Source organism: Haloferax prahovense, assembly GCF_000723845.1.
Classification (GTDB): Archaea; Halobacteriota; Halobacteria; order Halobacteriales; family Haloferacaceae; genus Haloferax; species Haloferax prahovense.
In genome coordinates this window covers 435,706-459,066 of sequence record NZ_LK053000.1, presented here as the reverse complement: position 1 = coordinate 459,066, position 23,361 = coordinate 435,706, and the positions used below count along the sequence as shown (strand labels likewise).

General features: G+C 58.1%; 22 protein-coding genes and 3 pseudogenes. 10 read left to right on the top strand and 15 right to left on the bottom strand.

The genetic code is table 11. The features are described 5' to 3' along the window. Positions 1–11: 11 nt before the first annotated feature. A complete protein-coding gene (locus tag BN984_RS02115; protein ID WP_049968569.1) occupies positions 12–542 on the top strand; it encodes a DUF7342 family protein in 531 nt (176 codons plus the stop codon). On the opposite strand, the gene BN984_RS02110 is transcribed toward BN984_RS02115, so the two are convergent. Both BN984_RS02110 and BN984_RS20195 read right to left on the bottom strand, forming a co-directional pair. After that, complete coding sequence (locus BN984_RS02110; RefSeq protein ID WP_008095990.1) at positions 534–1,928, bottom strand: ATP-binding protein; 1,395 nt, start codon at positions 1,926–1,928, stop codon at positions 534–536. The two genes, BN984_RS02115 and BN984_RS02110, sit on opposite strands and share 9 nt — an antisense overlap. Positions 1,929–2,737: 809 nt before the next feature. After that, entirely contained in the window at positions 2,738–3,085 is a 348-nt protein-coding gene (locus tag BN984_RS20195) for a DUF7344 domain-containing protein (RefSeq protein ID WP_081909171.1), read from the bottom strand. A gap of 93 nt (positions 3,086–3,178) precedes the next feature. Here BN984_RS20195 and BN984_RS02095 point away from each other — a divergent pair, with 93 nt between their 5' ends. From BN984_RS02095 to BN984_RS02090, 3 genes and pseudogenes are all read left to right on the top strand, one after another. Next, entirely contained in the window at positions 3,179–3,847 is a 669-nt protein-coding gene (locus tag BN984_RS02095; RefSeq protein WP_081909170.1) for a helix-turn-helix domain-containing protein, read from the top strand. Between the two features lie 49 nt (positions 3,848–3,896). Continuing rightward, positions 3,897–4,037, top strand: a pseudogene (locus tag BN984_RS19895) (RNA-guided endonuclease InsQ/TnpB family protein); the annotation flags it as partial. A 508-nt stretch (positions 4,038–4,545) separates the two neighbouring features. Further along, positions 4,546–4,848 carry a HalOD1 output domain-containing protein gene (locus tag BN984_RS02090; RefSeq protein ID WP_008095999.1) on the top strand — a complete coding sequence of 101 codons (303 nt, stop codon included), beginning with the start codon at positions 4,546–4,548 and terminating at the stop codon, positions 4,846–4,848. A 37-nt stretch (positions 4,849–4,885) separates the two neighbouring features. On the opposite strand, the gene BN984_RS02085 is transcribed toward BN984_RS02090, so the two are convergent. Further along, positions 4,886–5,686, bottom strand: coding sequence for a TrmB family transcriptional regulator (locus BN984_RS02085; RefSeq protein WP_049913626.1), 801 nt, complete (start codon positions 5,684–5,686; stop codon positions 4,886–4,888). Positions 5,687–6,072: 386 nt separating this feature from the next. On the opposite strand from BN984_RS02085, the gene BN984_RS02080 reads away from it, so the two are divergent. Further along, positions 6,073–6,870, top strand: coding sequence for a TrmB family transcriptional regulator (locus tag BN984_RS02080; protein ID WP_049967547.1), 798 nt, complete (start codon positions 6,073–6,075; stop codon positions 6,868–6,870). A gap of 108 nt (positions 6,871–6,978) precedes the next feature. Here BN984_RS02080 and BN984_RS02075 read toward each other — a convergent pair whose 3' ends face one another. From BN984_RS02075 to BN984_RS02065, 3 genes are all read right to left on the bottom strand, one after another. Continuing rightward, positions 6,979–8,268, bottom strand: coding sequence for an RNA-guided endonuclease InsQ/TnpB family protein (locus tag BN984_RS02075; protein WP_049967546.1), 1,290 nt, complete (start codon positions 8,266–8,268; stop codon positions 6,979–6,981). Between the two features lie 178 nt (positions 8,269–8,446). Next, on the bottom strand, positions 8,447–9,523 hold the full coding sequence (locus tag BN984_RS02070; protein ID WP_008096006.1) for an SPFH domain-containing protein: 1,077 nt from the start codon (positions 9,521–9,523) through the stop codon (positions 8,447–8,449). A gap of 141 nt (positions 9,524–9,664) precedes the next feature. Next, positions 9,665–10,000, bottom strand: coding sequence for a DUF7344 domain-containing protein (locus BN984_RS02065; protein WP_049967545.1), 336 nt, complete (start codon positions 9,998–10,000; stop codon positions 9,665–9,667). Between the two features lie 142 nt (positions 10,001–10,142). Here BN984_RS02065 and BN984_RS02060 point away from each other — a divergent pair, with 142 nt between their 5' ends. Together BN984_RS02060 and BN984_RS02055 are read left to right on the top strand one after the other, a co-directional pair. Continuing rightward, complete coding sequence (locus BN984_RS02060; RefSeq protein ID WP_008096008.1) at positions 10,143–11,381, top strand: RNA-guided endonuclease InsQ/TnpB family protein; 1,239 nt, start codon at positions 10,143–10,145, stop codon at positions 11,379–11,381. A gap of 296 nt (positions 11,382–11,677) precedes the next feature. Beyond that, on the top strand, positions 11,678–11,911 hold the full coding sequence (locus BN984_RS02055; protein WP_394325025.1) for a PRC-barrel domain containing protein: 234 nt from the start codon (positions 11,678–11,680) through the stop codon (positions 11,909–11,911). Between the two features lie 473 nt (positions 11,912–12,384). On the opposite strand, the pseudogene BN984_RS18955 reads toward BN984_RS02055, so the two are convergent. From BN984_RS18955 to BN984_RS02040, 3 genes and pseudogenes are all read right to left on the bottom strand, one after another. Then, positions 12,385–12,819: pseudogene (locus BN984_RS18955) on the bottom strand (thiamine pyrophosphate-dependent enzyme); the annotation flags it as partial. Position 12,820: 1 nt separating this feature from the next. Continuing rightward, positions 12,821–14,119 (bottom strand): RNA-guided endonuclease InsQ/TnpB family protein, encoded by a 1,299-nt coding sequence (locus BN984_RS02045; RefSeq protein WP_008096021.1) that lies wholly within the window; start codon positions 14,117–14,119, stop codon positions 12,821–12,823. A gap of 183 nt (positions 14,120–14,302) precedes the next feature. Continuing rightward, positions 14,303–14,821 (bottom strand): CNNM domain-containing protein, encoded by a 519-nt coding sequence (locus tag BN984_RS02040; protein WP_049913635.1) that lies wholly within the window; start codon positions 14,819–14,821, stop codon positions 14,303–14,305. A gap of 227 nt (positions 14,822–15,048) precedes the next feature. Between BN984_RS02040 and BN984_RS18950 the strand changes: the two genes are divergently transcribed. Then, positions 15,049–15,300: an AbrB/MazE/SpoVT family DNA-binding domain-containing protein gene (locus BN984_RS18950; protein WP_081909167.1), complete on the top strand. Its 252-nt coding sequence runs from the start codon at positions 15,049–15,051 to the stop codon at positions 15,298–15,300. Continuing rightward, the gene (locus BN984_RS02030) at positions 15,301–15,735 is read left to right on the top strand and encodes a PIN domain-containing protein (protein ID WP_049967541.1); all 435 of its coding nucleotides are present in this window, start codon (positions 15,301–15,303) and stop codon (positions 15,733–15,735) included. Here BN984_RS02030 and BN984_RS02025 read toward each other — a convergent pair whose 3' ends face one another. The 4 genes from BN984_RS02025 to BN984_RS19615 form a co-directional block, all read right to left on the bottom strand. After that, positions 15,736–17,052, bottom strand: a complete 1,317-nt coding sequence (locus BN984_RS02025; protein WP_049967540.1) for a hemolysin family protein — start codon at positions 17,050–17,052, stop codon at positions 15,736–15,738. A gap of 202 nt (positions 17,053–17,254) precedes the next feature. Further along, positions 17,255–18,979: a dockerin type I domain-containing protein gene (locus BN984_RS02020; RefSeq protein ID WP_244877441.1), complete on the bottom strand. Its 1,725-nt coding sequence runs from the start codon at positions 18,977–18,979 to the stop codon at positions 17,255–17,257. 546 nt (positions 18,980–19,525) lie between these two features. Further along, positions 19,526–20,806 carry an RNA-guided endonuclease TnpB family protein gene (locus BN984_RS02015; RefSeq protein WP_049967538.1) on the bottom strand — a complete coding sequence of 427 codons (1,281 nt, stop codon included), beginning with the start codon at positions 20,804–20,806 and terminating at the stop codon, positions 19,526–19,528. Next, complete coding sequence (locus BN984_RS19615; RefSeq protein WP_181950678.1) at positions 20,781–20,942, bottom strand: hypothetical protein; 162 nt, start codon at positions 20,940–20,942, stop codon at positions 20,781–20,783. The genes BN984_RS02015 and BN984_RS19615 overlap by 26 nt, the downstream gene beginning before the upstream one ends. A gap of 147 nt (positions 20,943–21,089) precedes the next feature. On the opposite strand from BN984_RS19615, the pseudogene BN984_RS20115 reads away from it, so the two are divergent. After that, positions 21,090–21,206 (top strand): annotated as a pseudogene (locus BN984_RS20115) (ATP-binding protein); the annotation flags it as partial. Positions 21,207–21,212: 6 nt separating this feature from the next. Here BN984_RS20115 and BN984_RS02010 read toward each other — a convergent pair. Together BN984_RS02010 and BN984_RS02005 are read right to left on the bottom strand one after the other, a co-directional pair. Further along, positions 21,213–21,554: a sensor histidine kinase gene (locus BN984_RS02010; RefSeq protein ID WP_049967537.1), complete on the bottom strand. Its 342-nt coding sequence runs from the start codon at positions 21,552–21,554 to the stop codon at positions 21,213–21,215. Positions 21,555–21,785: 231 nt separating this feature from the next. Further along, on the bottom strand, positions 21,786–23,042 hold the full coding sequence (locus BN984_RS02005; RefSeq protein WP_049967536.1) for an RNA-guided endonuclease InsQ/TnpB family protein: 1,257 nt from the start codon (positions 23,040–23,042) through the stop codon (positions 21,786–21,788). Positions 23,043–23,361 lie beyond the last annotated feature (319 nt).

The following is a 23,361-nucleotide window of genomic DNA, read 5'->3' as shown; positions in this document are numbered from 1 at the left end:
GGGTCTACGACGTGAGCAGAACGCACGACGTTCAGCGGGTCTACGACGTGAGCAGAACGCACGACGTTCAGCGGGTCTACGACGTGAGTACGGGCCTGGCCAGGTATACGTCGGCGAAAGCAGTCAGCCAGCGGGTGGACTGCTCAGTTGATGGTGCACGTGCGGCACTCGAGCAACTCGTGGAGATGGGCATTGTCGAACGTCTCGACGGCCGTCCGACGACGTACCGCCGAAATGAGTCGTACCTCCGCTGGAAGCGGGTCGAATCGCTCGCACAAGAACACTCCGTGAGCGACCTCCGCGCGGAACTCGAGTCGCTCCTCTCGGAAGACGAGTCGTTCCAGACGCAGTTTGGCGTCCCCGATCCAGACGCGGTCTCACCGAAATCGGTCGATGTCGCCGACCATGACGCGCTCCACGACCGGTGGGACGCACTGACTCGGTGGCGGACCGTTCGTGAGGATCTTGCAGTCCTACAGGAAGCGCTCCATCGGGCAAGTGGCGACTCCAACGGCCAAACCGGGACTTCGGCGTCAGTTTGAAGGACTTGTCAGCATGTCGATTTTCTGCAGGTCAAAGAGCGTCCATGATGCATCGAGTTCGTCGGCAAGTCCCTCCGTGAACCCACTCTTCGAGAAGAGCGCAAACCGTTCAGTCCGCTCTGGACTGCCCCAGCGGACATGCTCTGTTTTTGCTTTGAGGTCATCCACAAGCGACTGCCCGACTGGGGACGAAGTCCATTTGCACTCCGCAAAGAGGATTCGATCATCAGACGGAGACAATCCAACAATATCAACCTCGTGTTCACCGTACCACCATCGTCCAACAGTCCCGTAGGGTTCGAGTTCATCACGTCGAACCGCTTCCCAGACGACCTCCCGGCAAACCCGTTCGAACACCGTCGAAACATGTGTTTGGAGGTCCGGCAGGATTGTTTCTTCGAGGACTATATCTGGTACTTCAGTAATGCTCGACCGGTTTGGTTCGACGTACCGGAACCAGAACCGAAGGAATTCGTCTGCGATTCGGTAGAGCGATCGCTTCGACTGCGGTGACGAGACAGTAACCGGGGTTTCTCGCTCGATGAGTCGAAGGCGACGCAGCGTCTGCAGATATTTCGAGAGCGGACCTGAGTTAATCCCAGTCATCCCCGCGATTTCATTTGGCGTCGTGTGGCCGGTTGCAATCGCCTCGAGAATACTCAGATATCGGGCTGGTGATCGAAGCTCAGTCCGTAACAAGAACTCTGGTTCATTGTACAACAATGAGTTCTGCGAGAGTACCTGCGACGAAATGTTCTCTGCGAGTGTCTGTGAGTACGCAAAGAGCGTGAGATACATCGGTGTTCCCCCGGTGATTGCGTACGAGCGAATCGCATCCTCAATATCGTAGTCGATGACTGCCCGTGCGTCTCGAAAATTGAATGGTGTAATGTCAAACTGCTGTGTACGCCGCCCGTAGAGTGGGCTTTTGTGACCGAGCACCTCGGACTCCATGACGCTAATGCTGGACCCACATAGAATGAGCATTGCATCTGTCTGCTGGAGTCGCTCATCAACGAACGATTGTAGATATGACAGTATCGACTCATTAGCGTCAATCAGATACGGAAACTCATCGATGACGACGATACGTGATTCCGATTCGAGTTTGTCTCCGAGATAGTCGAACGCCTCATCCCAGCTATCGATGCGTGGAACCCGATCGTCGAACGCTGCTGCGATCTGTGTGACGAACTTTGTGAGTTGTTGTGACGCTGCTTCTTGTGCAGCAAGATAGTATACGTGCGGACGGTCGCGACAGAACTGTTTCAGCAGTTCTGTCTTTCCCACACGTCGGCGGCCGTAGACGACGATAAACGAGTGCGTGTTTGCCTCGAATCCCTCCTCCAGCGTTGTCAGTTCTGCACTGCGGTTGTAGAAAGTCATTATCTAGGTAATCATTACTACGATAATGACTTATGGGTGCCGGTGTGATACACTCAGGTTCCGTGCGTTGACATCCTCCAAGCACACGAAATGCTCTTGTCGAACTCGTCGCGCTGTTCGGTGTGGGTATCGTGCTTCCCACGTTGATCAACGAGGCCCGTCGCCACTCCGAAGAGTAGGGTGGGGACGTTCGCGGATGGGCTGTTGGGTTAGGGTGCTACCACACGTCCAATTCGTACGTCAAGAGGTATCCGAGCGCCAGCGCGGTGAGCAGACTCAGCATAACGATTACTTGTCCGACCCGGTACGAGACGGACCGTGCGAGTGCACCCATCGGCACGAGGACGACCAGCAGGATGACCACCGATGAAATCGCCCACTGCAACTTTTGGAGATACACGGCGTTGCTCTCACGATTCGATGCGGTCGCGGATAAGTGGTTGGTCGCGTGCTTCGATACGGTCTGACAGTCGAGACTCAGCAAGCGTGCGATTAAACTCCATACCGAGTTCGGCGACCACCTCCTCGATACCCGTCGTCATCTTTCGGAGAACCTTCTGTTCCGAGCCGAACGTCCAATTGAAAATCCCGCTCGCACCGCCACTGACGACGAGTATGACTCGCGACTCGCATACCGAATCAGTTCAGTAAATGTACATAAGATGGCAGGGGTTCGTCAGCACCGGTCGTTCTTGTGTAGTCACACCGATTCTCGAAACGAACCGAGAGAAGTGAGCGGAGGAATCCAACTGTGACTAGTCCATCGGACACGACGCGGAAGCGCCGTCTGTCCGGGGGGTCGTGGAACGTCACAAATCGCGCTGGTCGAGTGACGTCACCTGCGCTAGCAGTCGTTCGAGGAGTGGTGTTGGCCGATACCGAACACACCCGCTTCGCCGGTCGTGTTCGATAATGCCCGCGTCGGCGAGTGTCGGCAGCGAGACGTGGTACAGACACCGTTCGATTCGTTCCCCACCGTCGTCCGCTCCCTCCTGCTCGGCGAGCAACTGGACGAGCTCTTCGACAGTCACAGCTGTGTCGTCTGCGTCACGAAGCGCGTACAGGATGTGGCGACGTCGCTCCTTCGCGAGAACCGCACAAAGCGCTCCGACTCGGTCAGGCTCCTGCTGTGACGACGGGACGTCGAAGGTGGACATCGCTCTGTTGTTCGCCCGAGGACGCAATCACCCTCCTGCCTGAGCCTCCCGGGCGTTTATACGTTCTCGTCTCTTTTCTCCACATAGTGAGGGATGCTACCAATGCTCATAGCAGAATTCACGATCGACCATCCGATTTTGCTCACGCCGTTACGGGAGATCCCCGACATCGAGGTCGAGTGGGAAGAGACGTATCGGGGTCCAGACGATCGGACGCAGATGCTTTTTTCGGTGCGGAGCGACGACTTCGCGGCGGTCGAGGCGGCGCTCGCTGACGACCCCGCAGTAACGAATCCAACCGTCTTAGACGATACGGGTGACCGCCGGTTCTACCGGGTGGACTTCACTCCGGTCGGAGACGAGACGAATCTCATGCCCGAGTTCATCTCGGTCGGGGGCGTCCTTCAGCGTGCGGTCGGGACCAACAACGGCTGGCGGTGTCACGCCCAGTTCCCGAGTCGAGACGCGTTCAGACACATCATGCAGTTCTGTCGTGACCACGAGATCGACATCTCGGTCAAGCGACTCTACGAGGAGACGTACCAAGACGGACCCAGCGTGTCGCTGACGGAGGCGCAACGAGAGCTGTTGGTTGTCGCATCCGAGTGTGGGTATCTGGAGATTCCTCGGACGTGTTCGCTGGCCGACCTGGGAGACCAGCTTGATATCTCAGACAGTTCCGCCTCCGAACGGTTTCGCAGAGGTGTGAGGCAACTCGTGCAACAGACGGTCGTCAACGAGTCGGCGTCTGCACAGGGTTGAGGTGATTTTTCAAGGCGTGAACCCCACCCGTCACTTGCCAGCGAGTTTGTCTTCGAGTGGAGGCGCACCCTGTCAGTGTGCGCTCCCGTCAGGGACGCTGAACCTGAATGGCGATTTCCACGCCTACTCCATTACGGAGTCAGAAGGAGAGTCCACTGACAAGTCCACGACTGAAGTCGTGGGTAACTGACAGTAGTTTACGGAAGTACGAGGAGAAAGCCCCGTGCTTTAGCGCGGGGATCGACATAATCTTCTACAAGCCATGTTCGACGCTCAGAATGGATGTTTTAAGTAGTGTCAATTCGTATTATCGAGTAACCGAGGTGGCCTGCCCGCCCTCTTAATCGGACAATATCGGAATTCCCTGATTTTACGCAGAAGGCACCCCCTTCTGTACCGGAACTCGGGGTGCAGTCAGAAAAAGTATCTCTGAATCCCATGCCGGGATAGGAGTAACGGCTGGTTGGCACAGCCAGTAGTTGTCCACGTCGGGCGACTACAAACCGTAAACATCCCAACTCAGCGCCCCGGTGCCGTGGGAATCCTCGCCCTTCAGGGCGGGGAGGATGTCAAATCGTATACCATCCTATCGACCCGAGCAGTACCAACATGCGCATCCAGCCCGTCTATCCGAATCTGTTTTGATAAACCGGGTGAAAAACTTCGGAGCTTTTGCTCGTCGAGCACGAATCAGAACTGTGGAGTACGAAATCGGGCCGGACGAATCGGTCAGCACGGCCGTCGTACGCGCGGTGAGCGCTGTTGAAGGCTGTGAACCATGCGCTCTCCGACCGCTGGCGGATGTCATCGATCCGGCTGCGTTAGATTCGTTGTTCGGCCCGCAATACGACGGAACGCCTCGGACGGGCGGCCGCCTCTCGTTCGTGTACGACGAGTGTTGCATCACGATCGACAATGGCGAGTATCTCACGCTCCAGTTGCTCGAGGACCGGTTCGGCGACGAACGCGATCAAGAACCTGCTGACAGTTGCGTCCGGTAACGGAGTCGACGCTCGACGCTCGGCGCTCGTCGCGAGATCACTTGGGGTCGCGGACGGTCAACAACCCCTGTGCCATGAGTCGTCGGGCGATTACGACCAGTCCATTCCCGAATCCTTCGCCGAATATCGCTTGTTCGTCCTTGGTGTCGGGCATGAGTGAACTCACGAGAATGGTCGAGCGGTCGATCAGAAGGAGCCGGCCGATCGCCGTCTCGTTTTCAGTCGCGTCTTCGCCCTGCAACCACTCGAGGCCAGAGATGAACGTCGTGGCGTCGGGAACGGCCGTTTTGATCTGGTCTTGAAGTGACTCCGTCAACGCGCCGATGAGAAGGTCGACCCCGTTCCCAACGTCGTTGAGGCTGGAAACGAGATCCTCCGTCAAGAGTGATTCGTCGCCGATGACGAGAACGACCTCTTCGGATGCGTCCTCGATGAGTTGGTCCGTCCGGTTTTTGATCGCGTCCTGCCCGGACATCGCCCATACCTGCTGGACGGGGGTTTCGTCGTCTTGTTCGACCATTTCGACCGTGTCCAGCGCATCGTGGAGTCGCTCAACGCGGCCTTCGTACTGGTCACGGAGCGTTTCGGTCGCCTCGTCGAGTGGAACCGCCCGAAACTGCTGCGGGCTCGAATGCTGTATCTCGACGAGGCCCTGTGCCTCCAACACTCGGATCGCATCGTACACCCGCGTTCGGGGAACCTCCGCCATCTCACTCAATCGCTTTGCCGTTCCCGTGTGGAGGCGGGACAAGCCGACGAAGCATCGCGCCTCGTATTCTTTCAACCCGAGTTGCTGGAGAACCTCGATTGCTTCCTCCAAACTATCGTTCATATTCATGTGTCCCAACCTCACGGGGTTCCCGTGATTCTCTGAAGAGTTCGCCCCCGACACGGATAGGTATTGTCACTCCCCACATGACGGCAAGTGCGGGTGAGACCTGATCTGGGCATGATAATCTCCTACTCTGCTGTACAAGAGAGCACCGTAGAATCTGTTGTGATAATTCTAGTTACACTGGATATAGTGGGAGTTCACCGTATAGCAGTACAGATAATCGAGAGATTGAATAGTCACCCGTTTAATCACAAAAAGGATATACCGGGTGGGAACTAACCCTTTCATCGGCACGCAGTCTAGTTCTGTGTCCCAACCACCGTACTGTTGCGTGTCGGCTCGGCCACTCTTCGTGGCCGATTTCACAATGACCCACAGCCACCAGATCCATGAGCAGTGATCCAGTCGACAATCCCCAGGCCATCGCAATCGAGCAACTCGAACGGTTCGGGTTGAGTGCCTACGCTGCACGGACGTTCGTCGCGCTCGCGAGCCTCGGCACGGGGACGGCCAGAGACGTCAGCCAGGTGTCGGAGGTGCCACGGACTCGCGTGTACGACGCCATCGACGAGTTACACGACCGGGGACTCGTCGACGTTCTCCAGTCGTCGCCCAAGCAATTCTGGGCGACCTCCGCCGAAACCGCGAGTCGGACGTTCGAACACGAGCTACAGCACCGCACGGACCTCCTTCGGACGGCGCTGAGTGAACTCGAACCCATCGAACGACGGGTCGAGCAGCACGGCGTCTGGACGGTCGAGGGGCAGCCGGCAGTCACGGAACGGGTCCTGGATTTCTTCGCCAGCGCCGACGACGAAATCGTCTACATGACCGTCGAAGAGCTGCTTACCGAGGACCTGATCGAGGGGTTAGGCGAGGCCGCAGAGCGGGGCGTTTCGATCAAGCTCGCCGGGGTTTCGACGGAGGTCCAGAAACGCATCCAAGACGAGATCCCCGGCGCGAGGATGTTCGAGTCGCTGTGGGTCTGGTCGGACACGTCGGCGGGACGGGTCATGATGATCGACGGACAGAAAACACTCGTGAGCGCACTCGTCAACGGCGCGGACGCGAGCCCGTCCGATCCGCGGTCGGAGACCGCCATCTGGGGGGAGGGTGACACGAACAGTCTGGTCGTGGTGCTGAGAGCGATCTTCACCTGGCGGCTCGACACGGCCCTGTCGGAGTAGCGGGGCTCCTGTCGACTGTCCCGTCTGGAGGTATTCGTCGTCCCGGGTGTCGAACTCCACTGGGAGACAGCCGATAGTGTGGGCGAACAGCAAGTGAACTACCCCGCCCTACTCAGCCGCTGACGCGGCTTCCTTGAGGACGGGGCTTCCTGTTTCTGTGACGCGACTTGCATCCACGACGATGGACGATGAATCACCACCATCAGTGGACACAGCGGTCGCAGTCTCCACAGGCGTGTCTTCGGAGTGAACCACTCCTAGTTTGTCGAGTCCTCGTGAGAGGACGTTAAGAGCCGCATTCCAATCCCTATCGAGTTCGAACCCACACGACGGGCACGAATGCTCGCGCACCCACAACGGCTTGCCAGTCGAAACGCCACAGCTCGCACACTCTGTGGTCGTCCCGCGCGGGTTAACCTGCACGACGTGACAGCCGTTCTTCTCACCGTGGTGTTCGAGGATGGTGATGAAGTCTCGCCAGCCGACTTCGGCCTTGTTACGAGCGTTTTGCGGGGATTCGAGCATCCCCTTGACATTGAGGTCTTCAACGAATACGGCATCGTACTCAGTGGTGTAGAAGTGTGCTAGCTTGTGTTTGAAATCACGCTTCTTGTTCGACATTCGTGCATGGATTTCCGCGACGCGACGCCGTTGTCTCTCCCAATTGTTGGACTCGTAGTCCTTTCGAGAGAGCGAACGTTGCTCTCGTTCGAGGCGTTCTCGGTCGTTAGACAAGTCGAGTCGCCCTATCGAACGCCCGTCCGAATCGTGGGCGAAGTTGAGAACACCGAGGTCGAGACCCACCGCATCGTCAGAGCCGATGGCTTCGACGGCAGGTTTCTCGGGAGTTTCTGTTTCGATGCAGAATGATACGTACCACGCTCCCGTGGGTTCTTTTTTGAGCGTGACTTCTTTGACTTTCTCGTGGTCTGGAAGGTCACGATGGATGCGAATTGGAATCTCGCGGGTTTCGCCTTTGAGTTTCTTGAGGATGAGGAGTCCGCGACCATTCGGGCCACTCTTCTTGTCGAGTTCGAAGCCCGATTGCCGGTACGTGAAACTCCGGTACTCACGCGGTTTCTTCCAGTTCAACGACCCCACGTCGTATCCTTTCGCTTTGAGCTTCCCGAGGTTCTGGATGTTGTCTCGGATACGCTCGACAGCTTTCTGGAGAACGGTCGAGTAGACCAGTTTGAGGTCGGTCCACCAGCCTTTGAGCGCCGGGAGCGTGTCTCGGACCATCCAGACGCGCTGGCGGAGCGTGCCCGCGTCTTCGGGTATCTGGTCAAACTCGTTGAGAGCGTGGTTGTACAGTTGTCGCACGGTGTTTCGTTGCCAGTCCATCGCTTCGCGTTGCTCCGTGGTGGGGAACAAACGGAAGCGTGGGCTGTAATTCATGCGACGTGTCAACTCGTACGAAGTGCGGTGTATTAATCGCACGGATTAGCGTGTCTGTAAGGCGTGCGGGCGCTGTATCCCCTCCCTACTCGCTCCCTTCGGTCGCTCCTTGAGGAAGGGGGCTTAGCGCCCTCTCTTTCAGCTAACACCCAGTCTGCCGGAAGGTTCTCTTCAGAAGTCATGCTCCGTCACCGGGGTCGGGCATTCCGTCTTTGACCGCCTTGGCCTGCTGTTCCAGCGCTTCGACGTCCATCTCGGCGGCCTTGTCGATCTCGCCGAGGATCTGCTTGATGTCGTCGAGCCCGATGAGTTCGCGAGTCTCGGCGTCGAATCCCAGGCTAGCTAACTGGTGCCCGTTGGTCGCCACGTCGCTCCCTGTGAGGTGCTTTCCGTAGCGACCCACAAGCGAGGTGAGTTCCTGTGGGAGGACGAACGTCGTCGACTCTCCCCGACCGATCGCTTCGAGCGTGTCCATCCCTTTGTCGATGATCGCGCGCTCACCCATCGATTCGGCGGACTTCGCGCGAAGCACCGTCGAAATCGCATCGCCCTGTGCCTCGAGGATCTGGCTCTGTTTTTCGCCCTGTGCGCGAATGATGTTCGACTGCTTGTCCCCTTCGGCGTTCTCGACTGCACTCCGGCGTTCGCCCTGGGCTTCGAGAATCGTGGCCCGGCGTCTCCGCTCCGCGCCGGTTTGCTGTTCCATCGCGTTTTGAACCACCTGACTGGGGTTGACCTCTCGAACCTCGACTGACTCGACGCGGATCCCCCATTCGTCGGTCGGTTCGTCGAGCTCCTTCCGAATGCGAGCGTTGATCTCCCCCCGCTTGTTCAGCGTGTCGTCGAGTTCCATGTCGCCGAGGACCGCCCGAAGCGTGGTCTGGGCGAGGTTCGAAACCGCCGTCTTGTAGTCTTCGACCTCCAAAAACGCCTTCTTCGCATCCATCACACGGAGATACACGACGGCATCCGCTGTCACAGGAGAGTTGTCCCGCGTGATCGCCTCCTGTCGGGGCACGTCCATCGTCTGGGTTCGCATGTCGAACGTGTACGTGCGCGAGACGAACGGGGGGACGAAGTTGATGCCCGGCTCGAGCAAGCCGCGATACTCACCGAACACGGTAAGCGCCTGTTTATCGTACGCGTCGACGAACCGCACCATCTGCCAGACCGTTACGATTGCCAGCACCAGTATGAACAGGCCGACGATCGCGAATCCGAGCGCGGAGACCTGCAGCGGGACCGGGTCATACATGTGTGCTACATTCGCTCTGTGACTGTATCAAGGGGCGATGTTTTCACACACTCCGATTTTTTTAGTATGTGGGTGACACGACCCACAGCACCCGTACTGGCCCACTCAATTGACCACCACCCGCGCCTGCAGATGCGGGAATCAGGGATTCGGAAGTGTCTGGTCGCTGGAAAGCGAGTCGAGCACCGTTTCGACCTGTTCGTCGGGCTGGTACCGGACGGCACCGCTCCTGTGTTCGAACTTGACGACACCGTAGTCTGCTAACTTCGGCAGGTGGGTGTGGTAGAGTTGAATGGCGAGTGCGTCTCGGTCCTGCGGTGGTCCGTTTTTGGTGTCGGAGGCTCGCCTGTGCATCTGATCAACGAGGTCATCGAACGTCGTGGCCCCGGTAGCCTCGTGGCGCAAGTGGTGGATGATCCGCCGTCGGTGCCCGTGGGCGACAAGGCGGAGACACGCGTCGAGACTGTGGGTCGTCATTAATGAACGCAAGGCGGAAACCCGCGCCTTTAGGCGCGGGAGGAAGCCGACAACTCGGACACAAACCACGTTCGATAGCAGTCCGACTCCCCCACGCCAACCTGAACTATTATAAATACAGACCCCCACATATGAAGTACAGATGGTGGACGACTCAAGCACTCGAACTGTACCCATCAAACTCGATGTGGATGAGAGTGCCGCTGAACTTCTCCACCAGACAACCGACCACTTCCTCGACGCCGCCAACTACGTCGTAGACGTAGCGTGGGAACCAGACTGGAAAATCACCAGCAAGCAGAAACTCCACGACCTCACGTACTACGACGTTCGAGACGACTCACCGCTCCCGGCCAACCTCGTGCAATCCGCACGAAACCGCGCCGCAGAAGCCGTCAAAGGCTGTGTCGAACGCTGGAAGGGTGGAAAGAAAGCCTCGAAACCACACTTCACGTCGCGGTTCGCCAGCTACGACGCCCGAACCGTCACGGTCAACGACGACCACGCCACACTCGCCACCATCGACGGGCGAGTCACCGCAGAGTTCGTCCTACCAGACGAACAGCGTGACACGCCTCACTCAGCGTACCTGTTCAACGACGACTACGACGTGAAGGGGGCCACACTCCACTACGACACGGTTGAGGACTGTTTCTACCTCCACATGCGGACAAAGCCCGCCGTGGAGAACGATGATACCGAACAAGGCGATACCAAGCACGTCTCCGTCCTTGGTGTTGACCTCGGCATCACAAACATCGCAACCACCTCAACCGGCAAGTTCTGGAGCGGCGGCGAACTCAATCACTGGCACCGAGAGTACGAGAAGCGACGGGGCGACCTGCAACAGACCGGGACTCGGTGGGCACACGAAAACGTCCAGCGAGTCGGTCGCAAGCAAACTGGGCGTTTCGAGCAGTTGCTTCACACTATCTCGAACGAACTGGTCGACGAAGCTCTTGAGAACGACTGTACGCATATCGTGTTCGAGCAACTCAAAGGAATCCGCGAGCGCCTCCCGCACGCGAAGGCGGTTCACAAATGGGCGTTCCACCGGCTCTACGAGTACGTCACGTACAAGGCTGAGTCTGAAGGACTTGTGGTGAAGCAGATTAACCCGGCGTACACGAGTCAACGTTGCTCGAAGTGCGGGTTCACCCACGAGGATAATCGTCCACACAACAACGGGCAGGATGAGTTCGGTTGCCTGAAGTGCGGGTACGATGTTCACGCAGATTACAACGCGGCGAAGAATATCGGCCTGAAGTATCTCCGCGACCAGCAAAAGTCTGGTCGTGGAGGCGCACCCGTAGGCGTGCGCTTGAACAGTGGGATGTTGAACGTGAATGGCGAGTATTCACCTACCGCTCTCAGCGGTTAGAACGGGAGTCCACGCTGAATGCCACGCCCTTCAGGGCGTGGTAGCTTACACTGCGCTACTCTCTACCGAGGTGCATCAGTTGCGACGATTTTCACACTTGGGAACGTTTTGACTATGTGAGTTACACTCGGGTAGTGTACATGTCTGCAGTAGATTGGTTGTTGTACCTCTCGAAACCTGTGTCACCCGGTTACTCAAAAATTGTCTGAGTATTAAAATGTCGGCGCTTGATGCAGTCGGAGGGCGTGGGTCCCGATGTCCGCGCACCGGCGGGCAGAATACACATGGTACAACAAATGGTAACCGAAGACGACGAAGGGAAGCGTGTAGTCAACTCACACGGCGAAACAATCGGGATGGTCTCCGAGGTCAAGAACGGCACAGCGTACGTGGACCCGGATCCGGGTATCACGGACAAGATTCGATCCAAACTCGGGTGGGGCGACGCGGACAAGGACAACTACGTCCTGAAGGCGAGTCGGATCAACACGGTGACCGACGACGAGATTCGGCTCAAATCCAACCTGTAGCTCTCGCAGGGCGTCCGCCGATCTGTCTTCGAACCGTCCCGCGACGCGCGACGGTCGCTATCTTTTTTCAAGGCGAGAATCCCGCCTTTAGCGCGAGCGAGGATGTCACCAACCGGAGGGGAGCGATCAACGTCGCGACCATCGTCTTGGGGATCTTCGGGGGCATCGTTCTGTTCGGGGCGGTTGGTCTGTTCGTTGGTCCTGTCATACTCGGCGGCTCGAAGGTCGTCCTTGACCTGTTCGCCCAAGAGCGAGTGGACTCGACCGTTGGCCAATAGAGATCGTTTCCGCTCCTACTCCGCCTGTAGAAACGTTCTGGCGGGAAGCCTCGAAGTCGGATGCGTTCTCGCTGGCTGTGCAACTGTCAGTGGCGGAAATCACGCTGAATTCAGTCGTTCTGAGCCCGGCCAACAACACCCACCCCCGAGAGCTCGACGGCTACAGCCTTACCCGAACACGGATCGGCCTCCGTGCTACCCAAGCGTGACGACGACCAGAGACATCTCGTTCGCAGGAACGACACGTTCGAGGACGGTCTCGACCTCGTCCCACGTCTCTGGCCGGTAGCTATCGATTCCGAAGCTCTCGGCGAATCGCTCGAAGTCGGGGTTCGTCAGTTCGGTTCCGAAGTGTTCGCCGGTATGTGTGAGCTGTTTCTCCGAGATGAGGCCGTAGTTGTCGTCGTTGAACACGACGATCGTATATCCGAGGTCGAGGCGGGTGGCCGTCTCGATCTCGGCCGCATTCATCAGAAACCCACCATCGCCGGTCGCGACAACGACGTTCGAATCAGTCGCGAGATCGGCAGCGATCCCGCCAGGGACGGCGATTCCCATACTTGCCAATCCGTTCGAGATAATGCACGTGTTGGGTTCGTAGGTGGGGAAATTCTGTGCGATCGCCATCTTGTCAGTAACCCACGACTGAAGTCGTGGGCTTGTCAGTGGACTCCCCTTCTGCCGTCGTTTTGACGGAGGCGTGGAAATCGCCATTCAGGTTCAGCGTCCCTGACGGGAGCGCACACTGACAGGGTGCGCCTCCACTCGAAGACGTCTGCCCCGAGTAGAGTCTCTTGAGTAGTTTCCGAGCGATGTTCTTACTCGCGTTGTAGTCCGCGTTCAGTTCGTACTCGCACTTCTGACATACGAACTGATGCTTCGTCCGCCGATTCGATTCGTGCGTAAACCCGCACGACGAACACCGCTGACTCGTGTACGCAGGGCTCACCTGCTCAACCTTGATGCCGAACATCTCCGCCTTGTACTCAACGTACTGGGAGAGGCGTCGGAACGCCCATGCGTGGAATCGCTTCGCACCAGCCATCCGTTTGCGAATCCCTGTCAAGTTCTCGAACGCGATGTGCGTACAGCCGTGATCTTGGGCTTCTTCGAGAATCTGGTTCGAGGCACGGTGGAGTTCGTCCTGCATCCAACGGTGTTCGCGGTCGTTCATCGACTGAATCGACAGATGCGCCGACCGCGTGCCCGTCTGTTGCATCGACCCGCGAGTCTTCTCGAACTCTCGGCGTCGATGATTCATCTCGTCGGCGTTCCCGATGAACGCGCCTGTGGAAGTTACGGCAAGCGAGCCATCCACGTTCAGGTCAACACCAAGGACTGTTCTGTGCTTGGCGTCTTCAGAAGAAGTCGTAGACTGCTCTTGCTCGTCTATGGTTCGGCGCATCCGTGCGTGGAGATAGAACTCCGACGTAGAGCGGTCGTACTGCAACGTTGACATCCGGAACTCGTAGTCCTCGTTCAGCAGATACTCGCCAATCGGCGTTCCCTCAGTTTCGCTGGGAATCACGTAGTCGCACTCAACGCGACCATTTACTGTCGAGAGCGAAACGTGGTCGCGGTGGAATGTCGCAGAGCGTTTGTCGTAGACGACGCTCCACGCTTTGAAGTACGGTTGACTGGTGTTGTCACCTTTCTTGAGTCGGGCGACACCGCTTTTTGTGGCCTCGATAGCGCGTCGAATCCCTTTCTGTACGAGGTTTGCCGTCAACTCCGTCTCGTTTCGGAGTCGTTCGTAGAGGGCGTTCTCGGCTTTCTGTTTCGAGGTCACACAGTAGTCGTTCGGGTATCTCCACGCCCACTCTGCGGTGGTGTTCGCACAGTGAAGGAACTGAGTTTTGGTCTGATGGAGGTCGTCGCACCGCTCGTTGGGTACGTCGAGTTTGACTTTGACGGTGCGAATCACCTCCATCGTTAATTCACATATTAGATAGGTTCTTTATAAACTATATGATTGGCGTGGGGGAGTCGGATTGCTATCGCTCGTGGTTTGTTTCGAGTATTGTCGGATTCCTCCCACGGCTTCAGCCGTGGGCTTCCTCCTTGCATCTCTGAGAGTCCGTGCTGAATGCCACGCCCTTCAGAGCATGGTCGCTCACTCGTCGAGATATGGTTTCTCGATCTGTTGGTCGCCCCCGATGAGTGTCGTCAGCCATCGCGTGATGATATCGAACAACGCCACGAGTGGCCCCAGTGCGCGTTCGACGTACGAAATTGGGCGGGCGACACGGAGGCTCCACGACTCTGCGTGGCCGAGGCCGTAGGATTTCGGCACGATTTCTCCGAAGACGAGGATGAGCACACTCACCGAGAGTGTGGCGACCACGACGGTGAACCCGGGCGGGATGAACCGTGCAACGAGCAGTGTGACGATGCTGGTGATGGCGATGTTGACGAGGTTGTTGCCGACCAGCAGCGTGACGAGCAGTCGGTGGGGGTTCGAGCGGAGTTGTTGGAGTGTGCGGCTGTCTTTTGTACTGTCTTCGGTCGCGGTCTCCATCCAGTCATCCGGGAGCGAAAAGATCGCTGACTCGCTGCTGGAAAAGAACGCACTCAGCAACAACAGAAGCACGACAGCGACGAGTGATGGCCCCAAAATCGAGTATGTATTCATACCAGACTCGTACGCCGGCAGGGGTATGAATATCGGTGGTTGGCGTGGAGTTGTTGGCACTGTTCGGTTGGCTGGACGGCGACGACGCGATTTCGTCGTGCTGTCGGTACCGAAGGGGGACTGGGCCGGTATCGGAAGTCCGTCTCGTCACACTCGGAGGACGTCAACAGAGCAAAGTAGTGTGGCAACACACTAGGTTTTTCACCAAGCGATTCTAGTGGTCAGTCATGAGTAGTGACCCGGTAGACGCTGAAAGCAAGGTGTCTGGAAACCAGGCGAATATTCCGGCACGGATTCGTCGAGAACTGGGGATCGACGATGGCGACCAACTTCGCTGGCATCTCGAAGACGACGGAAGTATTCGAGTTCGCGTCGTCCAACAACGGAGTGGGACGTTTGCGGATTTCGATGGCTATGATGGCGACGAAGAAACGGACGCCACCGAGAACCATGACGCGTGGGGCGTCGGGTCAGAGTAAATGCCGCGAGCGCTAATCGATACGAGCGTTTTGTTTGCTGCTGCGTATCGTCGAGACGGGATGCACACCGAAGCACGGCCCATTCTCCAGGGCATCGACGATGCGTCACTTCCGGAAGCAGTCGTTCTCGATTACGTACTAGCCGAGACACTCAATGGGTTAACGACACACGCCGGACACGATGCGGCCGTCGATTTCTTAGATCGACTCGAAGAAAACGCACGGTTCCATATTGCGTCGGTGAACTCCGATGCGACTGCGACCGCAAAAGCGCTCTTCAGACGCCACCGTCAACTCTCGTTCGTCGACGCGTGTATTGTTGCGTATATGCAGGCCCATGGACTGGGATATCTCTATGCGTTTGACGATGATTTTGACGCTCTAGACGATGTCTACCGACTCGAGACGGCGACAGACCCATACTCTCCGGACTGACTACTCCGTTAGTTGGATTACCAGTCGTTCGATTCGAGTTTCATCGACAGCCTCCACTTGAATGATGTACCCGTCCATATCGATCTGATCGCCAACGACAGGAACCCTGCCGAGGCGACTGAAGACCAGTCCACCGATCGTCTCGACGTCGTCGCTCTCGAATCGGGTGTCGAGTCGATCGTTCACGTCCTGAATCGGGACCCCTCCGTCGACGACGTACGCGCCGTCGTCTCGCTTCTCGATAGACGGCTCCTGGGCGGCGGTATCGAACTCGTCTTGGATGTCACCCACGATCTCTTCGAGGATATCTTCGATGGTCACAATCCCCTCGAAGACGCCCCACTCGTCGACGACGACGGCCATCTGGCCTTCCCCACGCGTCTGAAAGTCGGCGAGAATCGTGTCGATCCGTCGCGTTTCCGGGATGGTGAGGACTGGCCGGGCAAGGTCTCGCGCGGTCACCGATTCATCTAACTCCGTTTCGGTTTCACTCACTCGCAGGATGTCTTTTGCGTGAACGAATCCGAGCGGCTGGTCGCCATTCTCGTCGAGCACGAGATAGCGCGTGTAGGTTCCCGTCGCGACAACTGACCGGAGGTCCGGAAACGACATCGAGGCGGGGATGGTCTCGACGTCCGGACGTGGAGTCATGATCTCGCGAGCGATCGTGTCGCCGAGTTCGAAGACGCTCTCTATCATTTCGACCTCGTCGACGTCGATGTGGCCCGTCTCTTCGGACCGCGTGAGAATCATCCGAATTTCCTCTTCAGTATGGGTTTCTTCGCTTTCGGATGCCGGTGAGACGCCCGCGAGGCGGGTGAAGTAGTTGGCAGTCCCGTTGAAGACGATGATGCCAGGCACGAACACGTAGTAGAAGAACTTCATGAGCGGGGCGACGAGGAGCGCGATACGCGGGGCCTCTTGAATCGCGAACGTCTTCGGCGCGAGTTCGCCGAATACCACGTGGAGGAACGTGATGAACCCGAATCCGAGAACGAACGCGACGAGATGGACCGACCCCGCGGGAAGCACCCGGCCGAGGACGGGTTCGATGAGTGCCGCCACGGCCGGTTCGCCAATCCAGCCGAGACCGAGCGAGGAGAGCGTGATCCCGAGTTGACTGACCGCCAGATAGTCGTCCAGATTCTGAATGACGTCCTGTACGAGTGCTGCCCCCGGTTTGCCGCGTTCGACGAGCGTGTTCACCTGCGTGGGCCGGACTTTGACGAACGCGAACTCCGCAGCCACGAAGACGCCGTTCATGATGACGAGAAAGAACGCGAGAAGCAGTCCGCCGAGAGAGAACAAATCCACCATACTCAGTTACGGGTGTAGGGACACTTATCACATCCCCCTCGGCGTTCACACCGAGGGGTATCACTTACGGACCCACGGGGGCAACGTACGGGTTCGTATGCTTCTCGTTGGGACGGAGAGAGCGTGGTGACCCAGCCACAGCAGTCGGACTCATCCAGACACCAAGACGACGAACGCTCACGGCGGAGCGCCGCGAGCGATCTCAGGTCGTCGTATAGAACAATCGCTGGACGTCGACGATGTTGAACACCCCGTTTCCGGTGACATCGAAGCGCTCGCTTTGCTCGGTGACCGCCTCGCTGTCTCGATGGGTGAAAAGCGCCTGGACGTCGGTGACGGTCACAGTGCCGTCGCCGTTGACGTCTTCGTACACGCCGTCACCATCGGGGTCGGTCGGAGGCGATTCGAAATCTCCGACCGGGTCGACTGTCGGCGCAGTCGACTCGTCGCCGACCGTGAGGCTGCGGTCGAGCGTTGCCTGGGTCCCCGTGTCGTCACTCGCCGACACATCCAGTGTGTACTCGCCAGCGGCCGTGTCGATATACCGCGTCGTATAGGCGTGCGTCGACCCGTTTTGTGTCTTCGAGAACGCATCGAGCGTAATCGTCTCCTGGTAGACGGTCGAGGAACTCGCGAGGACGGCTTCGAGCGAGTCGAGCGACTCGTTCGCCGTGACCGTGAGGACGAGGTCACCGTCAACCAGTTCGGTCGTCGCGTTGAGACCGAGCGGCGTGGGCTCGTCAGTCTCCGTGCTCACGGGATACTCGTCGCCACGCACCCCGACGAGGTCCGGATACGCACCCGAAGCGACCTGCCACGTTTCGTCGAAGTCCAGCGCAGTCAGGTTCGTCGTCGCCGCCTCGCCCGTCATCTCGGCGGTCGAGAGCCCGACGCTTCCGTTACCCGCCGCCGCAGCGGTCGCTTGCCCGGACGTCTGTTCGTTCCAATACGACCCCGTGACCGAACTGCCGTAGTAGAGGCCGCCGACGAGTCCGCCGACGGTTTCCTCGCCGGTCACGTTCGCTGTCGCGTACGAGTTCGCAACAACCCCGCTTTCGTAGTTACTCGACCCGACGAGCCCGCCGACGTAGTTCGTGCCGGACACGCGCCCGTGGGCGTGCGTCGCCGTGATATTCCCCGAGTTGTACCCCACGAGCCCGCCAGTCGCGACGCTGGTGTCGTCGGTCGTCCCGACGACGGTCGCGTTCACCGCCGCGCGTTCGATCGTCCCGGGATTCTGTGCGGCGATGCCACCGACGTACGTGCCACCGGTGATACGCCCTGAGACGACCACATCGCTGACGGTTCCCTCGTTTTCACCAACGAGTCCGCCTGCGCTCCCGGGGCTCTCTACTGTGACAGTTGCATGCACGTCTTCGACCGTCCCGCCGTCGGTGGACGCTACCACGCCGGCGACGGTCCCGCTACCCGACACCGACCCGCTGACAGTCACCTCGCGGACGACAGTGTCTGTTGCCGACCCGACGAGGGCGGCCGTCGTGAAGTCGCCAGTGATGGTGGCGTCGGTCAGTCGGAGATTCGTGATCGAACTCTCCGAGGCGTAGCCGACGAACGCGACACCACTCGTCGACGGCCGGTCGATCGTCAGCCCCTCGATCGTGTGATTCGCCCCATCAATGGTGCCCGTGAACGGCGTCGCGAACGTCCCGATGGGTTCGAATCCGGAGCCGTTGTTCCACGTCGCCGTCTCGGTCGCGTCGATATCCGACCCAAGCACGTAGTGGGCATCGAGGTCGTCGCGAACTGCGGTCAGTTCAGAGGCGTTGGTGATGACGTACGGGTTTACTTCGGTTCCGTTTCCGCTCTGTATTGCGAATGTTGTCTCTGTCGGTTCGAGGGTTGGTTGTCTCGTGGGCTGTTCTTCGTTGGTAACTGTCGTTGCGCCTGCAATCGGTGCGGTGGCCATGAGCCCGCACAGCAGGAGTATACTCGCAGTTTGTGTGAGTTTATGTCCCATTATCGGTTTGGCGTCGTGTCTGTTGGTCCCGTGTTCGACAACTCCCTTCGTCGCGGCACCGTACGCGTTCGTACTCGCTGTGAACCGGCTGCCCCGACCTCACCGGTTGTTGATACGTTTTGTATATGTAAAGTTGTGGGACACCACAGGGTCTGGGTGGTTGTTGCGTGGTGTGGCAGTTGTAGGGCTGTGAGACCTTCAGTTGGTCGAGCTGGTTGTCTCCGGTGTTTCCAGTGCGCTGCCACGAACGCTGGTCTCGGTAAACGACGTCGCCGCGCTCGAAGACCGGTTTCGGCCGCTACTGGATCGGCCGAACATATATTGAGCTAGTCAACAATTACCCAACAATGACTGAGGGCCGCCGGTCGAGCGAAGAGCACTCGGGCGAGCCCGAGCCAGATCAGTACATACAGAACCTCGAACAGTATCGACGCCGCTTGGGTGACATCCTCCCCGGCGTAAACGCCGGGGCTTCCCACACGGTGGGAATGCCAGTTAGTCGTCGTCAACGCTGGCAGTGGGTTTCGACTCTCGAACCGTTGTGAGTGTCATCTGCGAGGGTGTCTCGCTCTGCTCACACCGAGTCGTGGCCGTGTCACAACGGCTCCCGTCCTGTGACGAGTCATCGCCTACCTGTTTCCACGGCAGGCTCTCTCCCCACGGGTTGACGCGTCGTGCGATGTTCGCACTCGCGTTAATATCCGCTTGAAACGTCGAAACGTGGCACTCGGGATTCTTGCACGTGAACTCAGCTTGTCGGGGTCGATACCCGATGTGCTTGCACGAGTGACACGTCTGTGAAGTGTACTGCGGGTGGACGTATCGGACTGGAATCTCGGCGTCCTTCGCCTTGTCCTCAATTCGTCCTTGCAACCGAGCGAAGGCCCACGAGTGCAGGCGTCGATTCATATATTTCCCGTAGTCCAGTGACTCACGAATGTACGTCAAGTCCTCCATCACGATGACAGGATTGTCGAACTGACGAGCGTACTCCACAGACTCCCGAGAGGCTTTCTCGATGATGTCTGTGAGGCGGTTCTGGTAGTACGAGAAGCGTTCCTCGATACGCCATTCAGAAGCGTCTCGCTCTTGCAGGCGCTTGAGCGTCGTGAACATCTCCTTGCGGATTCGTTTGGCTTCCTTCCCGTTGAGTAACAGAGGTTTGGTGGGAGTGTCGTGTTGGAGGGCACAGCCCGCGACCAACATCGACTCGCCAATATCGAACCCCACCCGAGTCGGGTTCTCGGGGAGTCCTGAAGTGTTCTTGATTTCGTATTCGACGGTAACGTGGAGTGTCCACGTCTTCCGGTGTTTCTGCAAGCGAAGTTCGCCCACTTTGGTACTCGACTCGTCATCGAGCAGATCGTCCCACAATTCTTGTTGGTCTGGGTTCAGTCGAAGTGGTATCCAGAAGTTGGTTCCGCGACCGGGTTGCGGAACGTTCCAACAGATTTCGTACTCACGCGAGGGGTCACGGTCGAACTTCCCGGCTCGATTCACGTATCGGAGCGGGTGTTCGTCGTCCAGCTCGTTGGCGTTGTACGTGTTGTGGAGTTTCGGGACGTAGGACTTGAGGGCGTCTTTCGCTTGGTACGGCAGGTTGTACGGCGTTACCACGTCGTTCGTGGCACTCATCGTCGTACAGTCTTGCTCGAAGGCGTCGTTGAGCGCGTCCCGGTATTCAGACAGCGTTTGCTGGAGGCGTTGCTCTTTGCACCGAGTGGGCGGGGCGAGCGTGGCTTCCAGCGTCTTATTCGCCGTCTGAGTCGTTGACATCGTAGCCTTCGGATTCGAGTGCTTTGCGGAGGAGTTCGGGGTACGCTCGTGAGTGGCGTATCCCGTGGTCGCGGGCGTACTCCTTCAGGGCCTCGTGAAGTGGGCCGCCTCGCTCCATATCGAAGTCGGCTCTCATCCGCGTAAGCGTACGTTTTTACGTAAGTTAAAAATAACGATCGGAATTCCGTCTGAGTGGCAGAACGTGGTTAGTTCAGCAGTTGTCAGATTCCCTCCCGGCCTGAAGGCCGAGATTCCCTCCTCGTAGGATGATGGAACGGGGCTTGGGCTGTTTCTGGTGGACACACTCGTCGACATCTATGAGGGAGAGATATCCGTGTCTGCCAACGACCCAAAAGGTGCGATATTCACTATCAAACTCGAACGCGCGACGGAGCGGTAACGCGGCTCACTCGGGAGCGATCGACGCCGCCTGCTGAAGCTGGAGTTCGACGGTCGTTCCGGACGAGGTCGGTGGTACCTCGATCTCACCATCGAGATTGGTGAGTATCCAATACACAAGGACGAGTCCGATACCACTTCCATGGTCAAGCGCGGTCTCAGTAGCCCCAGTCAGTACTCGGCGTTCACCTGACGGCAGTCCCGGACCATCGTCACTGATCTCTATCGTCGTTCGATCTGTCCCGCGATTGATCTCCACAGCGATCGTCGGATCTTCTCCAGCGTGTTTGGCCGCGTTCGTGAGCAGCTCTGAGACCGCATCTTCCAGTTGTGGGTCTGCGAACGCCATCGCTCGGTCGGGTACACTAAGTGAGATGTCCACTGGGTGGTGTCTCTCACGGACATCGCGTACCGCGTCCTCCACTTTCGGGACGATATCTGTCGGCCGCGCGACTGGGACGGATCGCGTCAACTTTTCCAATTCTCGAGCTTTCTCGGCAAGTAAACTACCCCACCCTACTCCCTCGGCGCTCCGCGCCTCGGTCCTTGAGGGTAGGGCTTTGATGTGGACTCCCGGCGATCAGTCGCCAGCAAGAGGCTGGTGACTCTCACCGTTCAACATCCCACCATTCAAACGCACGTCTACTGGTGCGTCTCCGCTCCCCGACTTGGGCGAGGAACGGAGTTTGTGCGTCTCCTTCCGAACGTACCTCACGCCGATGTTCTTCGCTGCATTGTAGTCGGCGTTCACTTCGTACCCGCACTTCAGGCATTCAAAATACTCTCCGTGGCGGTTGTCCTCGTGCGTGAACCCACAGTCCGTCCGAGAACAGCGTTGGGACGTGTGGTTCGGCCCGACCTGCTCCACCGAAACACCGCGTTCCGGGGCCTTGTACGAGACGTACTCGTACAGACGTCGGAACGCCCAGATGTGGTGCCACTTTGCCTGTGGAAGCCGCTCTCGAATGTCGGTCAACTCTTCGAACACGATCACGTCGCAATCGTGTTCGACGGCCTCCGTAATTATCTCATTAGCGACGGTGTGTATGTACTGTTTCCGCCATGCTTCCTCTCGCTTTCCGAGGCGCAACAAGGCGTTGTGTGCGGCTTGCGTGCCGCGTTGTTGCATCTCACCTCGTCGTTTCTCGAACTCGCGGCACCAGTGGTCGTAGTCGTCTCCCTGCCAGAAGCGTCCCGTCGAGGAGACGGCAAGACTGCTGACGCCGAGGTCGATACCGAGGACTGTTTGGTGCTCAGTATCTGCCGAAACCTCAGACGGCTCGCCGTCTCTTTCGGAGTCGTACTTTCGGGTGGTGATATGGAAGTAGAACTCGTCGTCTACTGCGTCGTACTGAAGCGTGCTCGCTCGGAACTCAAACTCCTCTGACAGCACGTACTGTTCGTACGGTGTGGGGCTATCCGAGGGAAGTTCAAACTCACACTCAACACGGCCGTTGACAGTCGATAGCGAGACTTTGTTCCGGTAGAACGTAGCGCTCCGCTTGTCGTAGAGCATACTCCACGATGTGAACTCCGGTTGACTCACTCGCTTCCCGTTTTTCCACCGTTCGACACATCCTTTGACGGCTTCAACGCCGCGTCGGATGGCTTCCTGAACGAGGTTTGCGGTGAGATTAGTTTCCACACGGAGTTCGTCGTAGAGCGCGTCCCGTGTAGTCGTGTTGACCGTGACGCACTCGGTGTAGGAGCGGTCGGACCAACAGAACTCAGCAGCACGGTTGGCACAGTGAAGGAACTGCCGGGCGGATTCGTGGAGATCCTCGCGTCGCTCGTCGGGAACGACGAGTTTGACGGGTGCGGTCCGCCGGACCTCCATGTTTCAGATGTGTTGCTGATGGTTCTTAAATGCTTGGGAGTCAGGTCGTCGCAGTATGCCGGTTGTGTCGCACCATACCGGTTTCCTCTCCGGCCTACTCGCTCACTCCGTTCGCTCCTTGAGGCCGGAGGCTCCACCTCGAAAATGCCGATGAACCAATCACTTCCCACCGATTCTCGTCTTCATCGATTTCGGTGATGTGACCATGGCTGACATCGAGGTAGTTCGCTCCAATCTCGATTACCTCATCGATAGCCTTCTTGCTGGGAATACTGCGGTGCAAGAGCGCATAGAGTTGGCTTCGTGCTTCCTCATCGGA